Annotated in this window: 25 protein-coding genes; 10 read left to right on the top strand and 15 right to left on the bottom strand. The window is 47.1% G+C overall.

Annotation, left to right across the window (positions count from 1 at the left end; genetic code table 11):
• Positions 1–160: 160 nt before the first annotated feature.
• Positions 161–1,603 (top strand): MFS transporter, encoded by a 1,443-nt coding sequence (locus tag Q4Q46_RS12295; protein ID WP_311906064.1) that lies wholly within the window; start codon positions 161–163, stop codon positions 1,601–1,603.
• Between the two features lie 147 nt (positions 1,604–1,750).
• On the opposite strand, the gene rlmB is transcribed toward Q4Q46_RS12295, so the two are convergent.
• The 8 genes from rlmB to zapE all read right to left on the bottom strand — a co-directional run bounded on the left by rlmB (position 1,751) and on the right by zapE (position 9,673).
• Complete coding sequence (rlmB, locus tag Q4Q46_RS12290) at positions 1,751–2,491, bottom strand: 23S rRNA (guanosine(2251)-2'-O)-methyltransferase RlmB (RefSeq protein WP_311906063.1); 741 nt, start codon at positions 2,489–2,491, stop codon at positions 1,751–1,753.
• The gene (rnr, locus tag Q4Q46_RS12285; protein ID WP_311906062.1) at positions 2,492–4,915 is read right to left on the bottom strand and encodes a ribonuclease R; all 2,424 of its coding nucleotides are present in this window, start codon (positions 4,913–4,915) and stop codon (positions 2,492–2,494) included. It lies immediately after the preceding gene.
• A gap of 39 nt (positions 4,916–4,954) precedes the next feature.
• Positions 4,955–5,611 (bottom strand): flagellar protein MotX, encoded by a 657-nt coding sequence (gene motX, locus Q4Q46_RS12280; protein WP_011847814.1) that lies wholly within the window; start codon positions 5,609–5,611, stop codon positions 4,955–4,957.
• A gap of 112 nt (positions 5,612–5,723) precedes the next feature.
• Positions 5,724–7,019: an adenylosuccinate synthase gene (locus Q4Q46_RS12275; protein WP_006083050.1), complete on the bottom strand. Its 1,296-nt coding sequence runs from the start codon at positions 7,017–7,019 to the stop codon at positions 5,724–5,726.
• Positions 7,020–7,091: 72 nt separating this feature from the next.
• Positions 7,092–7,280: a DUF2065 domain-containing protein gene (locus Q4Q46_RS12270; RefSeq protein WP_006083051.1), complete on the bottom strand. Its 189-nt coding sequence runs from the start codon at positions 7,278–7,280 to the stop codon at positions 7,092–7,094.
• A 154-nt stretch (positions 7,281–7,434) separates the two neighbouring features.
• Positions 7,435–7,827, bottom strand: a complete 393-nt coding sequence (rpsI, locus tag Q4Q46_RS12265; protein ID WP_006083052.1) for a 30S ribosomal protein S9 — start codon at positions 7,825–7,827, stop codon at positions 7,435–7,437.
• A gap of 14 nt (positions 7,828–7,841) precedes the next feature.
• A complete protein-coding gene (rplM, locus tag Q4Q46_RS12260) occupies positions 7,842–8,270 on the bottom strand; it encodes a 50S ribosomal protein L13 (RefSeq protein ID WP_311906061.1) in 429 nt (142 codons plus the stop codon).
• 290 nt (positions 8,271–8,560) lie between these two features.
• Positions 8,561–9,673 (bottom strand): cell division protein ZapE, encoded by a 1,113-nt coding sequence (zapE, locus tag Q4Q46_RS12255; protein ID WP_115335535.1) that lies wholly within the window; start codon positions 9,671–9,673, stop codon positions 8,561–8,563.
• Positions 9,674–10,086: 413 nt separating this feature from the next.
• On the opposite strand from zapE, the gene degQ reads away from it, so the two are divergent.
• Both degQ and degS read left to right on the top strand, forming a co-directional pair.
• The gene (gene degQ / locus Q4Q46_RS12250; RefSeq protein WP_006083055.1) at positions 10,087–11,439 is read left to right on the top strand and encodes a Do family serine endopeptidase DegQ; all 1,353 of its coding nucleotides are present in this window, start codon (positions 10,087–10,089) and stop codon (positions 11,437–11,439) included.
• Positions 11,440–11,554: 115 nt separating this feature from the next.
• Positions 11,555–12,637 carry an outer membrane-stress sensor serine endopeptidase DegS gene (gene degS, locus Q4Q46_RS12245; protein WP_126491167.1) on the top strand — a complete coding sequence of 361 codons (1,083 nt, stop codon included), beginning with the start codon at positions 11,555–11,557 and terminating at the stop codon, positions 12,635–12,637.
• Between the two features lie 122 nt (positions 12,638–12,759).
• Here the strand turns inward: degS and murA are convergent, their stop codons facing one another.
• From murA to mlaF, 7 genes are read right to left on the bottom strand one after another with little or no spacing between them, the layout of a single operon-like run.
• Positions 12,760–14,019, bottom strand: coding sequence for a UDP-N-acetylglucosamine 1-carboxyvinyltransferase (murA, locus tag Q4Q46_RS12240; RefSeq protein ID WP_220776417.1), 1,260 nt, complete (start codon positions 14,017–14,019; stop codon positions 12,760–12,762).
• A gap of 9 nt (positions 14,020–14,028) precedes the next feature.
• A complete protein-coding gene (locus tag Q4Q46_RS12235; RefSeq protein WP_006086065.1) occupies positions 14,029–14,286 on the bottom strand; it encodes a BolA family protein in 258 nt (85 codons plus the stop codon).
• 19 nt (positions 14,287–14,305) lie between these two features.
• Positions 14,306–14,590 carry an STAS domain-containing protein gene (locus Q4Q46_RS12230; protein ID WP_106649422.1) on the bottom strand — a complete coding sequence of 95 codons (285 nt, stop codon included), beginning with the start codon at positions 14,588–14,590 and terminating at the stop codon, positions 14,306–14,308.
• Positions 14,587–15,249, bottom strand: coding sequence for an MlaC/ttg2D family ABC transporter substrate-binding protein (locus Q4Q46_RS12225; protein ID WP_106649421.1), 663 nt, complete (start codon positions 15,247–15,249; stop codon positions 14,587–14,589). Before Q4Q46_RS12225 ends, Q4Q46_RS12230 begins: the two co-directional genes overlap by 4 nt.
• Positions 15,250–15,260: 11 nt before the next feature.
• Positions 15,261–15,734, bottom strand: a complete 474-nt coding sequence (gene mlaD, locus Q4Q46_RS12220) for an outer membrane lipid asymmetry maintenance protein MlaD (protein WP_028759401.1) — start codon at positions 15,732–15,734, stop codon at positions 15,261–15,263.
• 56 nt (positions 15,735–15,790) lie between these two features.
• Positions 15,791–16,576 carry a lipid asymmetry maintenance ABC transporter permease subunit MlaE gene (mlaE, locus tag Q4Q46_RS12215; RefSeq protein WP_006083062.1) on the bottom strand — a complete coding sequence of 262 codons (786 nt, stop codon included), beginning with the start codon at positions 16,574–16,576 and terminating at the stop codon, positions 15,791–15,793.
• Positions 16,573–17,391 carry a phospholipid ABC transporter ATP-binding protein MlaF gene (mlaF, locus tag Q4Q46_RS12210; protein WP_311906060.1) on the bottom strand — a complete coding sequence of 273 codons (819 nt, stop codon included), beginning with the start codon at positions 17,389–17,391 and terminating at the stop codon, positions 16,573–16,575. The genes mlaE and mlaF overlap by 4 nt, the downstream gene beginning before the upstream one ends.
• A gap of 643 nt (positions 17,392–18,034) precedes the next feature.
• On the opposite strand from mlaF, the gene Q4Q46_RS12205 reads away from it, so the two are divergent.
• From Q4Q46_RS12205 to hpf, 7 genes are all read left to right on the top strand, one after another.
• Positions 18,035–19,012, top strand: coding sequence for a KpsF/GutQ family sugar-phosphate isomerase (locus Q4Q46_RS12205; protein ID WP_107946538.1), 978 nt, complete (start codon positions 18,035–18,037; stop codon positions 19,010–19,012).
• Positions 19,012–19,563: a 3-deoxy-manno-octulosonate-8-phosphatase KdsC gene (kdsC, locus tag Q4Q46_RS12200; protein ID WP_028759542.1), complete on the top strand. Its 552-nt coding sequence runs from the start codon at positions 19,012–19,014 to the stop codon at positions 19,561–19,563. The genes Q4Q46_RS12205 and kdsC overlap by 1 nt, the downstream gene beginning before the upstream one ends.
• Positions 19,560–20,120: an LPS export ABC transporter periplasmic protein LptC gene (gene lptC / locus Q4Q46_RS12195; RefSeq protein WP_220591973.1), complete on the top strand. Its 561-nt coding sequence runs from the start codon at positions 19,560–19,562 to the stop codon at positions 20,118–20,120. The genes kdsC and lptC overlap by 4 nt, the downstream gene beginning before the upstream one ends.
• Positions 20,107–20,661 carry a lipopolysaccharide transport periplasmic protein LptA gene (gene lptA / locus Q4Q46_RS12190; protein ID WP_261272392.1) on the top strand — a complete coding sequence of 185 codons (555 nt, stop codon included), beginning with the start codon at positions 20,107–20,109 and terminating at the stop codon, positions 20,659–20,661. The genes lptC and lptA overlap by 14 nt, the downstream gene beginning before the upstream one ends.
• Positions 20,658–21,389 carry an LPS export ABC transporter ATP-binding protein gene (gene lptB, locus Q4Q46_RS12185; protein ID WP_106649416.1) on the top strand — a complete coding sequence of 244 codons (732 nt, stop codon included), beginning with the start codon at positions 20,658–20,660 and terminating at the stop codon, positions 21,387–21,389. Before lptA ends, lptB begins: the two co-directional genes overlap by 4 nt.
• A 107-nt stretch (positions 21,390–21,496) precedes the next feature.
• Positions 21,497–22,975, top strand: a complete 1,479-nt coding sequence (locus Q4Q46_RS12180; RefSeq protein ID WP_311906059.1) for an RNA polymerase factor sigma-54 — start codon at positions 21,497–21,499, stop codon at positions 22,973–22,975.
• 28 nt (positions 22,976–23,003) lie between these two features.
• Complete coding sequence (hpf, locus tag Q4Q46_RS12175; RefSeq protein ID WP_006083070.1) at positions 23,004–23,291, top strand: ribosome hibernation promoting factor; 288 nt, start codon at positions 23,004–23,006, stop codon at positions 23,289–23,291.

The following is a 23,291-nucleotide window of genomic DNA, read 5'->3' as shown; positions in this document are numbered from 1 at the left end:
TCCGCCCCCTCTCAAGTCACTTCGACATAATCTAAGGATTTTTCGAGCAGAAATGCGCAATTAATCAAGATTTACCAACAATTTGCAACACAACATAAACACCAACCCCTGATATACTCACGGTTTATTATCAATCTTGTTTGTGTTTTCGGAGTTGTATATGACTAATCCGCTGCGCACTTTCGCCTCTTTATATAGCACCACCTTGTTAATGGTACTGGCCGGCGGTTTGCTCACTACTTACCTTGGGCTCAGGCTCTCGGTGATGAATGTGCCACAGATATGGATAGGCGGCATGATGTCGGCCTATTATGTTGGCCTTGTGGCGGGCTCTAAGATTGGTCATAGACTTATCGCCCAAGTGGGTCATATCCGCGCCTTCGTAGCCAGTGCAGGCATAGTCGCCGCATCTGCATTGGGTCATGCACTCGTGGATGAGCTAGCAGTTTGGCTGCTCCTCAGGCTCGTTGTCGGCATGGGAATGATGTGCCAATACATGGTGCTAGAAAGTTGGCTTAACGAACAAGCCGAAAGTAACCAAAGGGGCACAGTGTTCGCGAGTTATATGATCGTATCTTACTTTGGCTTGATCTTGGGCCAAGGCGCAATAAGCATCTTCCCCGAATTAGGCCTTGAGCCATTACTGCTGATCGCGATTTGTTTCTCACTCTGTATCGTACCGATTTCACTCACGCGTCGTCTTCACCCTGCGCCTTTGGTCCCAGCTCCACTCAAAATTGCCCATTACTGGAAAAAAGCGCCGCAGGCACTCACAACCATCGCGATTGGTAGCATGATAGTGGGTTCGTTTTATGGTCTCGCGCCCGCCTACGCGAGCAACTTAGGTTTGCCACCTGAAAAAGTCGCCACTTATATGACAGCAACGATTTTAGCAGGATTACTGGCACAATGGCCGATGGGGAAACTGTCCGACATTATGTCCCGCAGTCGCCTTATTCGTATCAACTGTATATTGCTTGGCATCTTAGCCTTAGCCATCGCCTTAACGCCCTATCATCCAGTGATTTCGCTGGTGATGACTTTCCTCTTCGGTATTTTAGGCTTCACCTTCTATCCACTTGCTACGGCACTGGCTAACTCACGAGTCGAACAGAATGAGCGGGTCGGTTTATCTGCCACCATCTTATTAACCTTCGGCTTAGGGGCTAGTATCGGTCCATTGATCGCCTCTACGTTGATGCAATGGCTTGGCAACAGCATGTTATATGGCTTTATGTCTGCCTGTACCTTAATCTTGTTTGTGCGGCTACGTTATGTACATGCACAACAAAAAGCCGAAACCAATGTCACCCAAGACTACATAATGGCGACGGGCGACTTAGTCTCTTCACCACTGGCGGCAGCGCTGGACCCACGAGTTGATGTCGAATCGATTCAAGAACATATGACGCCCAGTGCTAACCTAGATGAAGCGGAATATGATTTAGGGGCTGATGGTGTCGATGACGATATTATCGACGCAAATGACAGTGATGAGGAGCAACTCGCCTTCAGTTTCGATATCGAACAAGCAGAGCCTGAAGCCGTTCAAACGGATGAAGCCGATAGCCATCCGGTTAACCTAGACAAAGCGCTGATATAAAAAGGCCAATAAAAAGACCGATTAACTGTTTAAAGTTAATCGGCCTTTTTTATTACTTCAAGTGCTGACTAAAACAAATAGTTACTGCAACAAGTCGTTACTGCAAGCCTGATACCGCATGTGCGAAATCAGGCAAGCGTGAGCGTATTAGCGGCGGCGCTGACGCACAGCTTCAAATAAGCAAATACCGGTCGCAACCGATACATTCAAGCTCGACACACTACCCGCCATAGGGATAGAGATCAGTGAATCACAAGACTCACGGCTTAAACGGCGTAAACCTTTATCTTCCGCGCCCATGGCAATCGCTAATGATCCTTTGAGATCGGCTTGATAAAGCTCGCAATCTGCCTCGCCCGCAGTGCCCACAATCCACACACCCTTTTCCTGCAGGTGACGCATAGTGCGCGCAAGATTAGTCACTTGGAATAAAGGCACTGTTTCCGCAGCGCCACATGCCACTTTACTCACAGTCGCCGTTAAGCCAACTGAATTGTCTTTAGGCACGATAATACCTTGTACGCCCGCCGCATCGGCATTACGTAGACAAGCGCCTAAGTTATGGGGATCCGTCACGCCATCCAAAATCAGCAGGAATGCTTGCTCAGTGTTAGCAAGCAGCACATCTAAATCTTGCTCATTCAACACTTTCGCCGCTTTAACGCGCGCGACTATACCTTGATGTTGGCTGCTTTCCGCTTTGTCATCCAAGGCTTTGCGAGAAGCGACCTGAATCGTAGTGCCAAAAGCTTTGGCCTGATTGGCCAGCACAGTTAAGCGCTCATCGTCACGGCCTTGTAACAGCCATAACTCGATAATGCGCTCAGGGCTGTGTTTTAGCAGGGCTTCAACTGCGTGGATCCCAAAAATAATATCTTGTTTTTTCATTTATTTCTTTCTCGTGCTCCGCTTAGCGGCTTTTGGCTTTTTAGCCGGATCTTTTACTGCTGTTTTTTTCGCTTTAGTGCCCGCTTTAGCCTTAGGTTTGGCTTTGCCAGCTTCAGCCTTAGTGCTAGGGGTTGCGGTTTTACCCGCTTTGCCTTGCTTAGCACCTTCGCGATTAACACGCTCACGGGCAGTCATCGGCTTATCACGGCTGGCAGATGCTTTACGCTTGCCACCTTTGCCGTCATCGCCCAGCATGACTAAATCAATCTGTCTGTCATCTAAGTTAACTGCAGCGACCTTAACCGTCACAGGATCGCCCACTTGATAGACTTGGCCTGTATGCTCACCGATAAGGCGTTGACGCATAGGATCGAATTGGTAGTAATCACTACCTAGGCTTGAGATATGCACTAAGCCATCGATAAACAGCTCATTTAAGCGCACGAATAAACCAAAGCTCGTCACTGAGGCAATTACAGCTTCAAAGGTATCGCCGACGTGATCTTGCATAAACTCGCACTTGAGCCAATCGCTAACATCGCGAGTCGCTTCATCGGCACGACGCTCTGTAGTCGAACACTCTTCGCCCAATTGGTCGAGTTCATCGAGTTGATAATGGTAGCCACCATCCTGCGTCCACTTTTCTGTGGCTTCGCCTCTTTCCTTCGCCAGTAAATAACGGATCACACGATGTAAGACTAAATCCGGATAACGGCGAATGGGCGAGGTAAAATGCGCATACTCCTCTAAGGCTAGACCAAAGTGACCTTCATTATCTGGAGTGTAAATGGCCTGACGCATAGAGCGCAGCAACATCACTTGGATAAGTTCAGCATCGGGACGCTCAGCAATTTGCAGCATCACGTTCTGGTAATCAGACGGCGTTGGCTCAAGTCCGCCAGGCATAGTCAAACCACGCTCAGCAAGGAACTCTTTAAAGTTCGCCAACTTTTGCTCAGATGGCGCTTCATGCACTCGGTACAGCACGTCGCCTTTGTGTTTCTTCACAAATTTAGCTGCAGAAACGTTGGCTAAAATCATGCATTCTTCAATGATTTTATGGGCTTGATTACGGCCACGCGGCACGATTTTATCAATCTTGCGCTGCTCATTGAAAATGAACTGCGTTTCCATGGTTTCAAACGCAATCGCACCACGCTCGGCCCTTTGCTCATCGAGCGCTAAATACAATGACTGTAAACACTGCAGATGCGGGAACAAGGCTTCATGCTCAGGCGCAATTGGGCCGCCTTCTAACATCTCCGCCACTTGGGTATAAGTGAAACGGGCATGGGAATACATCACAGCCGGATAAAACTTATAACCCGACAACTTGCCTTTGGCAGAAACAGTCATCTCGGCGACCATACATAAACGGTCGACGTGAGGATTAAGCGAACATAGGCCGTTGGAGATTTTCTCCGGCAGCATAGGGATCACTTGCGATGGGAAATACACTGAGTTACCACGGGCACGCGCTTCGGTGTCTAAAGCCGAATCGGTGCGAACATAATAACTGACGTCCGCAATCGCAACCCATAAACGCCAGCCGCCACCGGCTTTTTTCTCCGCATACACGGCATCGTCAAAATCGCGGGCGTCTTCGCCGTCGATAGTCACTAATGGCAGATGACGTAAATCTACACGGCCGACTTTATCGGCGTCGGTCACTTCATCGGGAATTCGGCGCAGTTTCTTCTCGATCACAGGTGACCAAGTATGGGGTAAGTCGTAGTTACGCAAGGCGATTTCGATTTCCATCCCCGGCGCCATTTGCTTACCAAGCACTTCAGTCACTTTACCCGCAGCCTTAACAAAACGACCTGGGCGACGCGTTAATTCAACCACAACCACATCGCCTTGACGGGCGCCGTTGCGGTCTTCATTCGCGACTAAGATTTCTTGGGTTATACGCTTATCATCGGCAATGACAAATGCCATACCGCTATCAACATGATAACGGCCAACAATCGCGGCACTGCGCGGCTGGATCAAACGCACCAAACGCGCTTCGCGGCGACCACGACGATCTGTGCCCGCTTTTTGCGCCAGCACTTTATCACCATGGAAATACATCAGCATATCGCGGTTCGAAATAAATAAGTCATCACCGCCTTCATCGGGTTTGAAAAAGCCGAAGCCTTCTCTGTGTCCGAGTACAGTGCCGGGGATAAGATCCATTTTCTCGGGCAAGCCATAGCTCTGCCCACGGGTGAACACGAGTTCGCCATCGCGTTCCATCGCACGAAGGCGACGGCGCAGGGCCTCAAGTTGTTCTTCCTCTTGGATGTTTAACGCCGCGGCAATACTGTCACGAGTGATAGGTGATTTCTGAGAACGTAAGTAATCGATAATATACTCACGGCTTGGGATAGGGTTTTCGTACTTATCCTGTTCACGCTCAAAATGAGGGTCTTTGATCATTCAATATCCAAATAATGTGTCTCTAGATTAAGAGACCACTTAACGGGTTCGCAACTGTTCTTGCTGGGCCCGCGCCACTGCACTGGGGGGCATTTTAGCTGCTAACACCTGCAGTAAAGACAAGGCTTTTTTCTTCGTCGCCTCGTCCGCAAATACATCGTTATATAACCAGTGATAGGCCATCTCGTAATCCCTAGGACTACCATAACCTTCACCGAATAAACGCACTAACATCATACGAGCGGGTAAATCACCACTTGCAGCCGCAGGCAGTAAATAATGCACTGCTCTGTCTTTATTGCGGATGACAAATTTCCCACTCTGATAATACTCGGCAAGCTTTAACATCGCTTCTGAGCTACCTTGTTCGGCCGAGTCACGTAACAAAGCAATGCCCTTCACAGGGTTTGCCTTTACACAGGTTCCATAATTGAGCATTTCGCCCCACAGGAATTGATATAAAGGCTGTTTTAAGACCTGGGCTCGCGCCTCAATGTCTTGGACTAACTGGCAATCATCACGCTTCACTTTTGCTAAATATTGATCGCTACGGATCAAATCAAGCAATTGATCTTGGCTATAAATATCCACCGCCTGCGTTTCAGCAAAGCACATTGAAGATACTAAGGGCAGTAGCGCAACTAGTGCTGTACGTAGCATAACGACTCTCAATGACAATAGGGTGAATACTTGCATCGGCAGTATAACCTATTTCTTGAGCTTGAGCTGAATTTCTAACCGCAGAATTAAACAGAGAAAGGCATAAAGAAGCAGATAAAAAGGCCGTGAAACACGGCCTTAACAGGTCTTAATTGAACGGATTAACCAAAATCATGGTTTCGTTACGGTCAGGACCAGTAGAGATAATGTCGATTGGTGTTTCTAATAGCTCTTCAAGACGCTTGATATAATTGATCGCTGCCGGTGGCAGTTGCTCAATGGATGTCGCGCCAAAAGTCGACTCGCTCCAACCTGGCATAGTTTCATAAACAGGCGTAACCAGTTCATAACCTTCAGCCGCAAGCGGGGTTACTTTAGAGATAGTGCCATCAGGATTCTGATAACCCACACAAATTTTCACTTCTTTCAGACCATCAAGTACATCTAACTTAGTCAAGCAGAAGCCACTCACACTGTTGATTTGAACTGCGCGGCGCATTGCCACAGCATCCAACCAACCTGGACGACGCTTACGACCCGTTGTCGCACCAAACTCATGACCTTTAGTACCTAAATGATCACCAACTTCACATAATAGTTCAGTTGGGAATGGACCTGCACCCACGCGAGTGGTGTAAGCCTTCATGATACCTAAGACATAGTCTAAGTGACGTGGACCAAAACCTGAACCCGTCGCAACACCACCGGCAGTGGTATTTGAAGAGGTTACAAAAGGATAAGTTCCGTGGTCGATGTCGAGTAATGTACCTTGAGCGCCTTCAAACAGGATTGGCTCACCGGCTTTACGCGCAGTATCCAACAGTTCAGTCACGTCAACACACATGCTCTTCAGATAATCGGCCATAGCCAAAGCATCTGCTAGCGTTTGCTCGTAATCAACAGCTTCGACTTGATAGTACTCTGTCAGCATAAAGTTATGGTATTTCATAACTTCTTTCAGCTTTTCAGCAAACAGTTCAGCATTGAACAGGTCGCCTACTCGCAGACCGCGACGGGAGATCTTGTCTTCATACGCAGGTCCGATTCCACGGCCAGTTGTACCAATAGCTTTATTGCCACGTGCTTTTTCACGGGCGATATCTAAGGCGCAATGGAATGGTAGGATCAGCGGACACGCTTCAGAGATCAACAGACGTTCCTCAACAGGAACACCACGATCTTTCAGCATGTTGATCTCTTTCATCAGGGCGTCAGGTGCAAGCACCACACCGTTGCCAATAATGCATTTCACATTATCGCGCAGGATACCCGATGGGATCAGATGAAGAACGGTTTTATCACCATCGATAACCAAGGTATGACCAGCATTGTGGCCGCCTTGATAGCGAACTACATATTTTGCCTGTTCTGTTAGAAGGTCGACAATCTTACCTTTTCCTTCGTCACCCCATTGGGTGCCGAGAACAACTACGTTTTTGCCCATTATTTGCTGCAAGGTTGCGGTTAAAAAAGAATTTTAACAGATCTTAGTAAGCAAGGGCAAGCAGGCTGTTTTTTACGCAAAAATCACCAGAATCACCACTCCTGCCGTGACTAACGCGCCACCAAGTCGCTGGATAACCTGCTGATTTTGATGGGAGAGTTCATTTAAATAACGACGCCACTTGTTCGGAAAGAGTAAGGGTCCGACTCCCTCTAAAAGTAATACAAGCGCTACTGCCAGCATAAAAACTTGAAAAGTCATGCGCACCTCAAACTCAGTCGTTCAATACAAATTGATTGTATATCAGCACACCCCAACAACAGAGTCTCTTATTTAAATGAATTCGCCAGTATCGTAAATTTTAGCTAATAAAAAACCCAGCATAGGCTGGGTTTTTTGATATTCCAAAAACGAATTAACGCTTAGAGAATTGTGGCTTACGACGTGCTTTACGTAGACCCACTTTCTTACGCTCAACTTTACGAGCGTCACGGGTAACGAAACCAGCAGAACGTAGTGATGGACGCAGTGCTTCATCTAATTGCATCAGAGCACGGGTAATACCGTGACGGATTGCGCCTGCTTGGCCAGTGATACCACCGCCTTTAACAGTTACATAGATGTCCAGCTTGTCAGTCATTTCAACTAACTCTAAAGGTTGACGAACAACCATACGAGCAGTTTCACGACCAAAATACTGATCCAAAGGACGTTGATTTACAACGATGTTGCCACTACCTGCTTTAGCGAAAACGCGAGCTGTAGAGGTTTTGCGACGGCCAGTGCCGTAGTACTGAGTTGCAGCCATTTGCTTAATCCCGTTTAGATATCAAGAACTTGAGGTTGTTGTGCAGTGTGGTTATGTTCTGCGCCAGCGTAAACTTTCAGTTTACGGAACATGGCACGGCCCAGAGGACCTTTTGGTAACATACCCTTAACTGCTTTCTCGATGATCATTTCTGGCTTTTGCGCTTGCAGCTTTTCAAAGCTGATTTGCTTAATGCCACCAGGGAAGCCTGAATGCGAGTAGTACGTTTTGCCTTTCGCTTTGTTACTAGTAACAGTCACTTTTTCAGCATTAACAACGATGATGTAATCACCGGTATCAACGTGTGGAGTGTATTCTGGCTTATGCTTACCGCGTAAACGGGTAGCAATTTCAGTAGCGATACGACCTAAAGTTTTGCCGTCTGCATCAACGACGAACCAGTCACGAGTTACGGTTTCTGGTGTAGCAGTAAAAGTCTTCATTATTACAAAAACCCAAAGTTAATTTTCTGTCTCACATGCTGTCTGCATTTGCAAACAACACAAAATTGCCTTTTAGCACCCCTTCGAGCACTGACTTCGGCTTACAACTTCCGCCCAATTGGCGGAGTAACGTGGGCAGGTGGCGGAGTATAGACAAAGCTGAGTTAAAAATCACCTGATATTTTGATAAAAATTATAAAATATCGACCAATCTGGCTTGTCATCCTAAGGATTAACAAGCCAGTGGTGATTTAACACGGGAGTTAAAGCGAAACTCTTGCGCCGCAGGGTTAAGGCAGGTGCTCTGTTTTCAAATAATCGTGTGATTGCATCTCAATAAGACGCGAGCGACAACGTCTAAATTCGAAGTTAAGCAAGCCATCGGCGTAGATATCTTCGAGTGGCACTTGGGCCGATACGATAAGCTTTACATTGCGCTCGTAAAACTCATCGACCATAGCTAAAAATCGTCTGGCGATATCATCACCGGTCAGAAATGCCCCCATTTGCTCAATGCCGCTGACCAGTACAGTATGATAAATCCGCGCCAATTCCATGTAGTCACGCTGACTTCGCGGACCATCACAGAGCGCTCTAAAATCGGCCAACAATACGCCCTGCGCCTGCTGACGAATACTGATACTACGACCTTCGATTTCAATATCGGCGGTAAGCACCTCTGACTCAGGCGCTAACTGGCTAAAATAACGCATAAGATTGGCATCGGCTTGTGCGTCTAACGGATGATGATAAATCTCCGCTTGCTCAAGGGTACGTAGTCGATAATCGATGCCAGAATCCACATTGAGCACTTCACAATGTTGATTAATTAAGGCTATAGCGGGTAAGAAACGTGCCCGCTGTAAGCCATTTTTATATAAGTCGTCGGGGATGATGTTAGACGTAGCGACCAGCACAACGCCTTCTTTAAATAGCGCTTGAAACAGCGTACCTAACAACATGGCATCGGTAATATCGGAGACAAAGAATTCATCGAAACAGATAACGCGATATTTCGCGGCCATCTTTTTCGCAATCACCAGCAAGGGATCGCGCACGCCTTTCAGTTCATCTAAATCTAAATGTAGCTGATGCATGAAACGATGGAAGTGAGCCCGCAGCTTTTGATCGCCAGGCAAGGCATCAAAAAAAGTATCCATCAGATAGGTTTTACCGCGCCCCACACCGCCCCAAAGATACAGGCCTTTAGGTGAAGCAGGCGCCGATTTTAAGCCTAATGCACTAAACAATTTCCCTACGATAGAACTCGGCTCTTCCGCCGCCGTTAAGTCTTCATAGACACGTTGTAATGCTTTGACCGCAATTTCTTGGGCCGGATCATGGGAAAAACCGTCACGGGTAAGATCTTTTTGATAATGCTGCCAAGGGCTTAACTGAGGCACTTTTTAATTCTCTTATGTCCTTTATTAAAACTGCGATGATATTAGCACGGCCAATGTGGCGCAGGATATATTAATGCTGAATACGACTTTTGCCTCAACGCTAAACAGCATACAAACGGCGAATAAACCTCTATGCTGTAGGTCATTTTAATCGGCAAAACTTGCTGATATCAGGGCTTGAAAAATGAGTATCTTGCCCACAGTTTTCCACTCAGCAACGAGTATGAAACAGCCGATAAAATAGGCTCAAAAAAATTAACATTTGTTAATATGATGAACTTTTTCAATTAGGTGCGTGTCCGAATGGTTACCTAGGCAAATAGCCGGTACCGATACAGATTTGATCTGGCACTCGCACAATAGCTAATGCATTACATCCAGATCGTTCAACCCTTATTTGGAGTTATGAATAGATGAAAACAAAATTATCTGTACTTTCAGCCGCAATGTTAGCCGCGACCCTGACTATGATGCCTGTCGTCTCACAGGCCGCCATTCCACAGACGGTTGAGGGACAATCCATTCCAAGTCTTGCGCCCATGCTTGAGCGTACGACACCTGCTGTTGTGTCCGTAGCCGTTACGGGTACTCATGTTTCAAAACAAAGAGTGCCTGATGTTTTTCGTTACTTCTTTGGCCCCAATGCGCCACAGGAGCAAGTGCAGGAACGTCCTTTTAGAGGCTTAGGCTCAGGCGTTATTATTGACGCCGAAAAAGGCTACATAGTCACCAACAACCACGTGATTGACGGTGCTGATGATATTCAAGTTGGTCTACATGACGGTCGTGAAGTAAAGGCCAAACTCATTGGTACTGACTCAGAATCGGATATTGCATTGCTGCAAATTGAGGCAAAAAATCTTGTCGCAATCAAATCATCAAACTCTGACGACTTGCGTGTTGGTGACTTTGCCGTTGCCATTGGTAACCCCTTCGGTTTAGGGCAAACCGTGACTTCAGGTATTGTCAGTGCTTTAGGCCGTAGCGGTTTAGGCATAGAAATGCTGGAAAACTTTATTCAAACCGATGCCGCGATTAACAGTGGTAACTCGGGTGGTGCACTCGTTAACTTAAACGGGGAATTGATTGGGATTAACACCGCAATCGTAGCGCCGGGAGGTGGTAACGTTGGTATCGGCTTTGCGATCCCAGCCAATATGGTGAAAAACTTGGTCGCGCAAATTGCCGAACACGGTGAAGTACGCCGCGGAGTACTGGGGATTTCGGGACGCGATCTTGATAGCCAACTCGCCCAAGGCTTTGGTTTAGACACCCAACACGGCGGCTTCGTGAATGAAGTCGCTAAAGACAGTGCCGCCGAGAAAGCCGGTATTAAAGCGGGTGATATCATTATCAGCGTCGATGGCCGTGGCATTAAGTCCTTCCAAGAACTGCGTGCCAAAGTCGCCACTATGGGTGCGGGTGCTAAGGTTGAGCTAGGACTCATCCGCGACGGTGATAAGAAAACCGTTAAGGTGACCTTAGGTGAAGCAAGCCAAACCAGTGAATCTGCGGCGGGCGCTGTGCATCCTATGTTGCAAGGTGCATCCTTAGAAAACTCATCTAAGGGCATTGAAATCACCGATGTCGCCCAAGGTTCACCTGCGGCAATGAGTGGCTTGCAAAAAGGAGATGTGATTGTCGGTATTAACCGTACTGCAATTAAAGATCTTAAAGCACTTAAAGCACAACTAAAAGATCAAGAAGGTGCGGTGGCACTGAAGATCATGCGTGATAAGAGCATGTTATATTTAGTCCTACGTTAATCGACTAAATAGGCCATTTTTTCTGCCACACATAAGCATAGGGAGCTTAGGTTCCCTATGCTTACATAGATTAAACATGTTAATCTAACTCACCTTTTTCAAGATCCATCCTGCCATGACGATAAAAGACACACTATTATATCTCGGTAAAGCCACCCTTTTCGGTCTTATCATGGCGGCCATGTTTTTATTGGTAACCCGTTATTTCGATAACCAATCCCTCGGTAATAGCCTGCTACAAACCCGAGCCAACAACACAGTCGAGCTCTCCTTTGCCAAGGCGGTCCGCCGCGCAGCCCCTGCCGTTGTTAACATTTATAGCCTCAGCATAGATCAGAACCGCCCACTTAACTCGGGTTCGCTACAGGGCCTAGGTTCTGGGGTGATAATGAGCAAAGAAGGCTATATTCTTACGAATTATCATGTCATTAAAAAGGCCGACGAAATTGTTGTCGCCCTGCAAGATGGACGCAAATTTACCTCTGAAGTGGTTGGCTTCGATCCAGAAACCGATTTATCGGTACTCAAGATTGAAGGCGATAACTTACCGATTGTCCCCGTTAACCTCGACAGTCCACCTCAAGTTGGTGATGTCGTGCTCGCCATTGGTAATCCCTACAATTTAGGCCAAACCATTACCCAAGGCATCATCAGTGCCACAGGTCGTAACGGCTTAAGTTCAGGTTACTTAGACTTTTTGCAAACCGATGCGGCGATTAATGCCGGTAACTCTGGCGGCGCGCTCATTGACACTAACGGCAGCCTTATCGGTATTAATACCGCAGCATTCCAAGTGGGTGAAGAAGGCGGCGGCCATGGGATTAACTTCGCTATCCCAATTAAATTGGCCCACAGCATTATGGGTAAGTTGATTAAGAATGGCCGCGTGATCCGTGGTGCTTTGGGTATTTCAGGTGAACCTATCAACCCTGTCATTGCACAAATCCTCAATCTGCCCGATTTAAAAGGTGTAGTCATTATGGGTGTCGATCCTAATGGCCCAGCGGCGCGTGCCCTCTTAATGCCAAGGGATGTAATTATTAAATACGATGGTGAAGATGTGCCAGGCGTTGAAATGCTGATGGACCGCATCGCTGAAACCACACCGGGTAAGAAAGTGATGATGACTGTGATACGCCAAGGTAAACAACAGGAGTTACCTGTGATTATCGATGAAAAGGTTGTGGTCGATAACTAGAGTGGCGCCCCTCATTGCGTAGCACACTAAAACGCAGACAACAAAAAACCAGCTTTTAAGCTGGTTTTTTAATGGGTCGAGATTTTAATCTCTCAGGCCTAACTCAATAGCTCAATAACTCTTTACTGAGTACGCACAACCTGCGCGCCTAAACCTTGGAACTTATTCTCAATATGCTCGTAACCACGGTCTAAGTGATAGATACGATCGACAATCGTCTTGCCATCGGCAACTAAGCCCGCAATCACTAGACTCGCTGACGCACGTAAATCCGTCGCCATCACCTGCGCACCACTTAAGGATTCAATCCCTTGGATGATGCAGGTATTACCTTCAAGCTCCATGGTTGCGCCCATACGAATAAGCTCTGGCACGTGCATAAAGCGGTTTTCGAAGATGGTCTCGGTAATGGTGGCCGTTCCTTGCGCTAAGGCATTAAGCACACAGAACTGCGCCTGCATATCCGTTGGGAAACCGGGATAAGGTGCCGTCTTGATATTGACCGCCTTTGGACGCTTACCTTGCATATCGAGCTCAATCCAATCTTCGCCCGTCGTAATCTTAGCGCCCGCATCTTCAAGCTTAGCGATAACTGACTCAAGTGATGCAGGATCGGCTTTTAGGCAACGAATACGCCCACGAGTTACCGCGGCAGCAACCAGGAAGGAACCAGTTTCGATACGGTCTGGCATCACGCGGTAATTACAGCCCTGTAAACGCTCAACCCCTTGAATACGCAAGGTTGCACTGCCTACGCCTGTGATTTTTGCGCCCATGGCAATCAAGCAATTGGCCAAATCGATCACTTCAGGTTCGCGCGCCGCGTTTTCAATCACGGTTTCGCCATCGGCTAACGCCGCAGCCATCAGCAAGTTTTCGGTTGCGCCGACACTGACCATGTCCATGAAAATGTGTGCGCCCTTAAGACGTCCATCAACACGGGCTTTAATATAGCCTTCTTTCACTTCAATCTTGGCACCCATCATTTCGAGGCCATGTAAGTGTAAGTTCACCGGTCTTGCGCCAATGGCGCAGCCGCCTGGCAATGACACGTCTGCGGTACCATAACGCGCCAATAACGGCCCTAAGATCAAGATAGACGCGCGCATGGTTTTCACGAGATCGTAGGGAGCGCAAAACTCATTTAGATTCGTGGTTGAAATGCGGATCTGTCCGTCGCCAAGCTCAGTCACTTCAGCACCAAGGCAGCGTAATAATTTACAGCTCGTACTCACATCGCGAAGATTCGGCACGTTAGAAACCACAAAATCGGTTTCGGCTAATACGCCTGCCATCAGAATAGGCAGAGCCGCATTTTTCGCACCCGAAATAATCACATCACCGGCAAGCGGGGGGCTTGCCTGAATTGTTAGTTTATCCACTTTTCCTCACTAGCTAGGCATGTTGAAAACTTTTTCGCGTTTCCATTGAGTCGGCGTGAAAGTTTTGATCGTTAATGCATGTAATTCACCGCTGGCAATGTGTGCCGTCAACGGTGCATAAATGGCTTGTTGCTGTTTGACTCGGCTCATACCATCGAAGCATTCGCCTACTGCGATCACTTTATAATGGCTACCATCTGAGCTAGCGTGAACTTCTTCAAGCCCTAACGCATCACGTAAAATCTGTTCGATTAAGCTGCATTCCATGAAATCTATTACCCTATTATCAATGCACTTCTTCGGTAAAGAAGGCATGTAAATCATATAAATCGATGAGTTTTTTAAGTTGTGGTGAGGCAGAACGTAATTCAAGTTGGCTGCCATGTTCACGCACTAACGCCAGCAAAAATGCCATGCCAGCGCTATCACTGTATTCGAGCCCAGACAAAGACAATATCTGGGTTGACTCGCTCAGCAGTTGTTGCCGCTGCGGCCAAAGTGTAATGACATCGGCTTGGGTTATGCGCCCTTTGAGATGGCAAACTGTGCCCTGTTGCACAAATTCAATCACGACTGTGACTTCCCTGATTTAGCCTTCATGACCACTTTTTCTTTGGTGCGATCTTCAAGCATCTTAATCACAGGATCGATACCCTGCTGGCGAATTAGATTCGAGATTTCAGATTGCTTAGAAGACAGTAAGCTCACACCTTCGGCGACTAAATCAAATGCCTTCCATGAGTCATCTTTCAAACGGCGAGCCTTAAACAACAGTTTAATTGGCGGACGACCGGCTTCGATGATCTGCACGTTCACATCCACCATTTTCTCTTTGCTGAAATCAACCCCAGGTGAAAACTCCACTTTTTGATTGGTGTACTCAGTAAAGGCTTGGGCATAGGTCGACACTAAATAACCTTCAAAGGCATCGACAAAACGATTACGTTGGTCTTCGGTTGAATCCTTAAGATATTGGCCTAAGACTTTGTAAGAGGCATATTTATAATCGACATAAGGCATCAGTTCTTCACGAACGATTACCTTTAAATGGTCTGAATTTGCATCAATTAACGCTTTATCTTTATGAAAACGATCGAAGGTTTTATTAGCAACGGCTTTCACCATGGCATACGGATCTGTCGTATCGACAACCACATCGGCGGCGACAGCGCTCGTTGTCCCTAAAACCATCACTAACGGCAATAAAAAACGAGATAAGTTTTTAAACATAGCGGTAACCCCTATTTGTCTTTCGAACCCATACTATATAAGAACTGACCAATCAGTTCCTCCAACACTAATGCCGAGCGCGTATCATCAATCTTATCGCCATCTTTAAGCATGCTGACATCATCGTCGACAAAACCCGGTGTTAACCCTAAGAATTGTTCGCCCAACAAACCCGAAGTCAAAATGGCTAAACTACTGGTTTCAGGGAATTTATCGTAACGCTTGTCCATCACTAATGTGACCACAGCCACTAACTTAACGGGATCTAAATCTATGCTGCTCACTCGGCCAACGACAACACCGCCAACCTTGACTGGCGAACGCACCTTCAAACCACCAATGTTGGTAAAATTGGCTTGTATGGTATAAGTGCTATCGCTGCTTTTCACTTCAATATTGGCGACGTTAAAGACTAAGACCAAAAAAGCGGCCAATCCTGTTAAAAGAAACACACCCACTAATAATTCAATTTTTCGTGTCAACATGTTCAGCTACCACTCTGTTAATCCATCTAACCTGTGTCGAAATCCGCAGTGTTCCGTTAGCGGCCAAACATCAGGGCTGTCAGTAAAAAATCTAATGCCAATACAGCGAGACTCGACTGAACCACAGTCTGAGTCGTTGCACGGCTAATACCTTCCGGATTTGGGATCACTTGATAACCGCGATATAACGCAATCCAAGTGACCACTACGGCAAACACACCACTCTTGATCAAGCAGTTAACTATGTCCTGACGCCATTCGACCGACGCCTGCAGAATCGACCAAAACGCCCCGCTATCGATTCCTTTCCATTCCACGCCGACTATGTGACCGCCATATATACCCACAGCGGTAAACATTAACGCCAGTAATGGCATACTGATCACCCCCGCCCAAAAGCGCGGTGCAATAATCTGCCTTAATGGGTCGATAGCCATCATCTCTAAACTCGAGAGCTGCTCAGTACTCTTCATCAAACCAATTTCAGCGGTTAAGGCTGAACCCGCACGTCCCGCAAACAAAAGTGCGGTAACCACGGGCCCTAACTCACGCAGTAAACTGAGCGCCACCATAGGGCCTAAGCTTTCTTCGGTGCCAAAACCAACTAAGATGTTGTAGCCTTGCAGTGCCAACACCATGCCGATAAAAAGCCCTGAAACTAAGATGATCACCATAGATTGCACGCCGACCACATAAATCTGGCGCACTAATAATGGAAAACCTTTGCGCACCCGTGGCCAGCGAAAAATCGCCCCCCACAACATAAGGCCTGCGCGGCCAAAACCGAGCACTAACTCAATTGCGCTGCGGCCCAAGTCGGCAATACTGTCTATTAACTTCACTTGCCAACTCCTTTTGCCATCAATTCTTGTTGGTAATCATTCGCCGGATAATGGAACGGTACAGGGCCATCCGGTGCGCCTTGAATAAACTGTTTCAGCTGAGGATTGTCGGCGTATTTCAATTCTTCTGGCGTACCGTGGGCAATGACTTTTTTGTCGGCCACCACATACACATAATCGGCAATGCCGAGGACTTCATCCACATCGTGGGACACTACGATGGAGGTCAAATTGAGCGCATCCGATAACTCACGAATAAGCTTCACTAACACGCCCATAGAGATTGGATCTTGGCCGGCAAAAGGCTCATCGTACATCACCATTTCAGGCTCAAGCGCTATGGCTCTGGCCAATGCTGCGCGGCGTTGCATACCACCGGATAACTCACTTGGCATCATCTGGGCGGCGCCACGCAAGCCTACGGCTTCAAGCTTCATCAGCACGATAGTGCGAATAATGTCTTCTGGCAGACAAGAATGTTCGCGCAGCGCAAACGCCACGTTATCGAACACATTAATGTCGGTAAATAGCGCGCCACTTTGAAACAGCATGCTCATCCGCTTACGCAGGCTAAATAATTCATTGCGACTCACGCCATGGATATCGTGGCCATCAAATAGCACTTGTCCGTGGTCAGGCGTTAATTGGCCGCCGATCAACTTTAACAGGGTCGTTTTGCCTATGCCGCTCGGCCCCATGATCGCCGTCACCTTGCCCCTTGGAATGGACAGGCTAATATCTTCATATATCACACGCTGACCGCGGCTAAACCCCAAATTACGGATCTCAACCAACGGAGTTTGTTCTTGAGTCATGCTTGATTCCGACATTTGCAAAGAGGTGATCCTAGTCTTCCTAGACTGACCAATCGAAGAGCCGCAAATTGTACGTAATTGCGCTTTAACCTACAACCGAATCGACACTATCGCCCTGCGATACTTTCAATTTGCCTCATTTACAGCGAAAATGCGCCCTAAGTTTTCACTCTGCACAGGTAAAATGTTACTTAATGTTTTCAACCTAGTTGCAGAATTGGCAATATTGGCTAATTCGTTCGCACTTAGCTCGCTCTTCGTCCACTTTTAAGGTGTGATAAGTCGATACACGAGTGTGAAATCGAGGCATCCCGTGCGGTAATACCCACAGCGATACGGGATAAATCCATTGAAATAAACGACAAAGACGATGATATTGCTCAAGGCCTTCAATTGCTAAACGGGTTATTGTGCATGCATAGCTGCCGCAGCTGAACTTGACGAGTCAGATCAATCGCTCTAGCCTGCCGCAATTGTTTTGTTGTTTTAGGAAACTCACCACAACGAGACATGAGCTAAATCGTCTGAAAACAAACTAAAACTTGGCAGAAAGCCTATTACATATCATCTTTATCGCGTACCAAATTGTGCTATTCCAATCCCATCATGGGGCGACAAAGACAATGCAAAAAGAGAGATAGACATGGTAGACAAATCACAACTGCGCCAATGGGGCTGTAAAGTTATCGACATTGAAAAGTCAGCCCTAGACAATCTTTATCAATATGTTGATTCGGCTGAATTTGCAGAAGCTTGCGAGTTGATCCTCAACTGCACAGGCAAAGTGATTGTCATGGGCATGGGCAAGTCGGGCCATATCGGCAATAAGATTTCTGCCACCCTCGCCAGCACAGGAACGCCCGCATTTTTTGTGCATCCGGGTGAAGCCAGCCACGGTGATCTCGGTGTATTAGCCGATAACGATGTGATTTTAGCGATTTCTAATTCTGGTGAGTCGAGCGAAATCCTCACCTTAATGCCCGTCATCCAACGTATGGGCGTGCCCGTTATCGCGGTAACAGGTAAACCCGAATCGAACATGGCGCGCTTAGCTAAAGTACATTTATGTATTGAAGTCCCAGAAGAAGCTTGCCCACTTGGACTCGCCCCAACATCAAGCACCACAGCGACCTTAGTGATGGGCGATGCCATTGCCATTGCGCTGCTACAAGCCAAAGGCTTTACCCGTGATGATTTTGCTATGTCCCATCCTGGCGGTGCTTTAGGGCGTAAGTTATTGTTAAAAGTCTGCGATGTCATGCATAGCGGTGATGACTTACCGCTCGTTAACCACGATATTTGCATCACAGAAGCCCTGTACGAAATTTCCAAAAAAGGCTTAGGCATGACGGCGATTATCGATGATCAGCGCAAGCTGGTTGGTATCTTCACCGATGGTGATTTACGCCGCGTTATCGATGCCGAAGTAAATCTACGCACTACGCCCATCGCCGATGTGATGACCCGTAACTGCGTGACCATCACAGACGGTGTGTTGGCCGCCCAAGCGCTGCAAGTGATGGACTCAAAAAACATCAACGGATTAATTGTTATCGATAAAGACCGCCATCCTATCGGCGCTCTTAACATGCTAGACATGGTTAAAGCAGGAGTCATTTAATGCCACAGCAAGGATTTTACGGCCCAATCAGTGATGATGTGTGGCAACGCGCGCAAAAGATTAAACTGTTGATTTGTGACGTCGATGGAGTGTTTTCCGACGGCCGTATTTACCTAAGCAATAGCGGCGAAGAGCTAAAAGCCTTCCACACCCGCGACGGCTATGGTGTGCGCTCGCTACTCACCAGCGGTTTTAATCTCGCCGTTATCACTGGACGTCAATCCAAAATCGTTGAAAACCGTATGACAGCCCTTGGGGTTACCCATATTTACCAAGGCGTAGATAATAAGTTCGAGCCCTATGAAGCATTGCTCGCACTCTATGGTGTCACCCCGGAAGAAGTAGCATATATCGGTGATGATATTGTCGATTTACCCGTGATGAATGTCGTCGGTTTAGCGGTCAGTGTGGCCGATGGTCATCCCTATGTGCGTCAGCACGCCCACTTTGTCACTACGCTCAATGGTGGCCACGGTGCACTGCGTGAACTCACAGATCTATTGCTACTCAGTCAAAATAAATTCACTTCGGCCCATGGAATGAGTATATGAGTCGTGTGACACTCGCGATTATTGCTTTTTTTGGAACGGCATTAGTGCTGTATTGGCAAGTGCAGAACAAACACAGCGGTGATACCGATAATAGAGTTAAAGATCAAAATACCCCAGATTTCATCATTGAAGATCTGCGCAGTGTTGAGTTCAATGAACAAGGGCTAGTTAATAGCCGTGTGACGGCGAAACACATGGAACATTATGATTCAACGAATCAAACTTACTTTACTCAACCTGTTTATCTTGTTTATCCAGACCAAGGTAAAGCACAATGGCAACTCAGTGCAGATCAGGGCAAGCTAAACAAGGAAACGGGCAAGGTTGTACTCGAAAACAATGTTATTATTGATGCCATTAGCGCAGAAGAACCGATCCAGACCTTGTCCACCAGTTATCTGGAACTCGATCTCAATACTATGATAATGACCTCTGACCGTACCATTTACGTCACAGGGAAAGATTTTAATATTCAAGGCCAAGGCCTTTATGCCGACCTCAACGCGCAGGAAGTGAAATTGACCAGTCAGGTAGTAGGAACATATGAAGCAAAATAACGTATTACTTGCCAGCCTAATGCTAATAATGAGCATGAGCGCCTTTGCTAAAGTCGACGACCTAAAGCAGGAAGTTAAAATCAAAGCAGTGAGCCAAACGGCAGATATCAAGAACAACCAGATCATCTTCTTTGGTCCGGTGGAAGTTACCCAAGGCTCGATAAAAATCCAAGCAAATGAACTGCGTGCATTTTCTGCCGAAGGTGAAAATAGCAAAATTTTAGTGGCCACTGGTAACCCCGCAACTTACAGCCAAGTGTTAGACGATGGCCGTCCAGCCTCGGCGAGCGCGAAAGAAATTCGTTACGATATGGCAAGCCGTACCCTGACACTGAAAGGCCAAGCTTCGTTAGATCAAGCAGGTAGCCAAGTGACGGGTAATGTGATCCGCTATAACATCATCCAGCAAAAATTGATTGCAGAAAGCACAGGTAGTGGTGACGATCGCGTGATCACTATTATTCAGCCTGAAAGCTATCAAGATGATGCCAAACCAGACGCGCCAGCGGATAAACCTGTGAAAAAGCAGGACTCTAAATGACCCAAATCACCCTAAGAGCACAAAATCTGGCGAAGAGTTATAAGAGTCGCCAAGTGGTTAAAGACGTCAGTCTAACGGTAAAGACAGGTCAAGTTGTTGGACTGCTCGGCCCAAACGGTGCGGGTAAAACCACCACCTTTTACATGGTCGTCGGTCTGGTTAAAAGCGATAAAGGCCACATCTTTATCGACGATGATGATTTAACCGCAGATCCTATGCACCTGCGCGCCCGCAAAGGCATAGGTTACTTGCCGCAGGAAGCCAGTATCTTCCGTAAGCTGACAGTCCATGACAACATCATGGCCGTACTGCAAACGCGCAAAGAATTGAAGAAAGAGCAAAGGGAAGAACAACTCGAGCATCTGCTCGAAGAATTCCACATCACCCACATCCGTGACAGCCAAGGCATGTCATTGTCGGGCGGTGAACGTCGCCGTGTCGAAATTGCGCGGGCGTTAGCAGCAAATCCTAAGTTCATTTTGCTCGATGAACCCTTTGCGGGTGTCGATCCTATTTCAGTTATCGACATCAAAAAGATTATCGAACAGCTCAAAAGTCGTGGCCTTGGCGTGTTGATCACCGACCATAATGTTCGCGAGACATTAGATGTGTGTGAACATGCCTATATTGTGAGTCACGGAAACCTGATTGCCGAAGGAACACCTGCAGAGATCTTAGACAATCAGCAAGTTAGGGCTGTGTACTTAGGTGAACAATTCAGGCTATAGTTAATCAAGCGGAGCCAATGAAGGCAATTTGTGCCAGCATTGTGCTCCACTCAAGATGATAACAAGCGACCTCATCCAACAATAATAACGTAGGGATCAGCGGTAACATGAAAGCGTCACTCCAGCTCAAACTGGGTCAACAGTTAACCATGACGCCACAATTACAACAGGCCATACGTCTGTTGCAACTGTCGTCATTAGAACTGCAGCAAGAGATCCAGCAAGCCTTAGATTCTAATCCCCTTCTCGAGCTGGAAGAGGATCAATTCGACGCCACTAAAGCCCCTGTAAACCAAACGCTATCCGATACGGATTTCAGTGAATCTAGCACCCTGCCGCCAGAAAAAGACAGCTCCACCATAGACACGGCAGAGTCGCTCACGAAAGAGTCCATGCCCGACGAACTCCCCATGGACACCACCTGGGATGAAGTGTTCACCGCCTCCCCTAATTCTGGCCCCGGTGGCAGTCGTGAAGATGATATGCCCTTCCAAGGTGAGACCAGTGAAGGCCTGTATGAGCACTTAGAATGGCAAAAAAACCTCACGCCGTTTTCTGAAACCGATTTAGCCATTGCTACCGCCATTATTGATGCCATCGACGATCAAGGCTATCTCACCCAAAGCACTGATGAAATCCTCGAAGCTATGGGTAATCCTGAGGTCGAACTCGACGAAGTCGAAGCCGTACTCAAGCGCATTCAACATTTTGATCCCATTGGTGTGGCCGCCCGCGATTTAAGCGAGTGCCTGCTGATCCAACTGTCGCATTTCGCCGCTGACACTCCCCATCTAGAAAATGCCCGCATGTTGATCAAAGATCATTTAGATCTGATCGCCGCCCGCGATTTTAGATTGTTGATGCGTAAGACTAAATTAAAAGAGGATGAGTTAAGGGACGGCATCGCGCTTATCCAAACCCTCAATCCCCGCCCAGGTTTATTGATTACGCCCAACGATGACGAATACGTCATCCCAGATGTGTCTGTGTCGAAGAAGAATGGCCGCTGGGTGGTTGAACTTAACCCAGACTGCATGCCAAAAATCAATGTAAATCAACACTATGCATCGATGGCGCGCAGTACTAAAAACCAAGCCGATAGCCAATTTATTCGTGGCCATCTGCAAGAGGCTAAATGGTTTATCAAAAGCCTAGAAAGCCGTAACGACACTTTACTTAAAGTTGCGAATTGCATAGTGCAATATCAGCAAGGTTTCTTTGAATACGGTGAAGAAGCCATGAAACCTATGGTGCTTAACGATATTGCCGAAGCGGTAGAAATGCATGAGTCGACCATCTCACGGGTGACGACACAGAAATACATGCATACCCCTAAGGGACTTTTTGAACTAAAATACTTCTTCTCTAGCCACGTCGGTACTGACGATGGTGGGGAGTGCTCATCCACAGCAATCAGGGCCTTCATTAAGAAACTGGTTGCCGCGGAAAACCAGAAAAAACCATTGAGCGACAGTAAGATGGCGCAACTTCTGGCAGAACAAGGGATCAACGTAGCCCGCAGAACCATTGCGAAGTACCGAGAGGCTATGCTCATTCCGCCTTCTAATCAGCGTAAAAGTTTATAACCTACAGTGGATATCGGAGGACGTTTCTATGCAAATAAACCTGAGTGGACACCATGTCGAAATTACCGAATCGTTACGCGCATATGTAGAAGAAAAGTTTTCAAAACTTGAACGCCATTTCGAACAGATCAATAATGTGCACGTTGTGCTCAATGTCGAGAAAATGCAACAGATCGCCGAAGCGAGAATAAATCTTATCGGTGGTGAAGTTTTTGCTACTTCAGAGCATGCTGACATGTATGCCGCTATAGACGCCCTGATTGACAAGCTTGATCGTCAGGTTATTAAACACAAAGAGAAGTTAACAAAACACTAA

Origin of the sequence: Shewanella vaxholmensis (assembly GCF_031932135.1) — a bacterium.
Classification (GTDB): Bacteria; Pseudomonadota; Gammaproteobacteria; order Enterobacterales; family Shewanellaceae; genus Shewanella; species Shewanella hafniensis.
This window is presented reverse-complemented; position numbering and strand designations above follow the sequence as displayed.

Bases quoted from the DNA above. Each gene is read 5' to 3' on its own strand.
- Q4Q46_RS12225 (WP_106649421.1), bottom strand. From the start codon at position 15,249: ATGTTTAAAAACTTATCTCGTTTTTTATTGCCGTTAGTGATGGTTTTA.
- rplM (WP_311906061.1), bottom strand. From the start codon at position 8,270: ATGAAGACTTTTACTGCTACACCAGAAACCGTAACTCGTGACTGGTTC.
- degQ (WP_006083055.1), top strand. From the start codon at position 10,087: ATGAAAACAAAATTATCTGTACTTTCAGCCGCAATGTTAGCCGCGACC.
- Q4Q46_RS12270 (WP_006083051.1), bottom strand. From the start codon at position 7,280: ATGACTTTTCAAGTTTTTATGCTGGCAGTAGCGCTTGTATTACTTTTA.
- rnr (WP_311906062.1), bottom strand. From the start codon at position 4,915: ATGATCAAAGACCCTCATTTTGAGCGTGAACAGGATAAGTACGAAAAC.
- Q4Q46_RS12180 (WP_311906059.1), top strand. From the start codon at position 21,497: ATGAAAGCGTCACTCCAGCTCAAACTGGGTCAACAGTTAACCATGACG.
- motX (WP_011847814.1), bottom strand. From the start codon at position 5,611: ATGCAAGTATTCACCCTATTGTCATTGAGAGTCGTTATGCTACGTACA.
- Q4Q46_RS12205 (WP_107946538.1), top strand. From the start codon at position 18,035: ATGGTAGACAAATCACAACTGCGCCAATGGGGCTGTAAAGTTATCGAC.
- Q4Q46_RS12275 (WP_006083050.1), bottom strand. From the start codon at position 7,019: ATGGGCAAAAACGTAGTTGTTCTCGGCACCCAATGGGGTGACGAAGGA.
- kdsC (WP_028759542.1), top strand. From the start codon at position 19,012: ATGCCACAGCAAGGATTTTACGGCCCAATCAGTGATGATGTGTGGCAA.
- degS (WP_126491167.1), top strand. From the start codon at position 11,555: ATGACGATAAAAGACACACTATTATATCTCGGTAAAGCCACCCTTTTC.
- Q4Q46_RS12235 (WP_006086065.1), bottom strand. From the start codon at position 14,286: ATGGAATGCAGCTTAATCGAACAGATTTTACGTGATGCGTTAGGGCTT.
- lptB (WP_106649416.1), top strand. From the start codon at position 20,658: ATGACCCAAATCACCCTAAGAGCACAAAATCTGGCGAAGAGTTATAAG.
- lptA (WP_261272392.1), top strand. From the start codon at position 20,107: ATGAAGCAAAATAACGTATTACTTGCCAGCCTAATGCTAATAATGAGC.
- mlaF (WP_311906060.1), bottom strand. From the start codon at position 17,391: ATGACTCAAGAACAAACTCCGTTGGTTGAGATCCGTAATTTGGGGTTT.
- hpf (WP_006083070.1), top strand. From the start codon at position 23,004: ATGCAAATAAACCTGAGTGGACACCATGTCGAAATTACCGAATCGTTA.
- mlaD (WP_028759401.1), bottom strand. From the start codon at position 15,734: ATGTTGACACGAAAAATTGAATTATTAGTGGGTGTGTTTCTTTTAACA.
- lptC (WP_220591973.1), top strand. From the start codon at position 19,560: ATGAGTCGTGTGACACTCGCGATTATTGCTTTTTTTGGAACGGCATTA.
- rlmB (WP_311906063.1), bottom strand. From the start codon at position 2,491: ATGAAAAAACAAGATATTATTTTTGGGATCCACGCAGTTGAAGCCCTG.
- rpsI (WP_006083052.1), bottom strand. From the start codon at position 7,827: ATGGCTGCAACTCAGTACTACGGCACTGGCCGTCGCAAAACCTCTACA.
- Q4Q46_RS12295 (WP_311906064.1), top strand. From the start codon at position 161: ATGACTAATCCGCTGCGCACTTTCGCCTCTTTATATAGCACCACCTTG.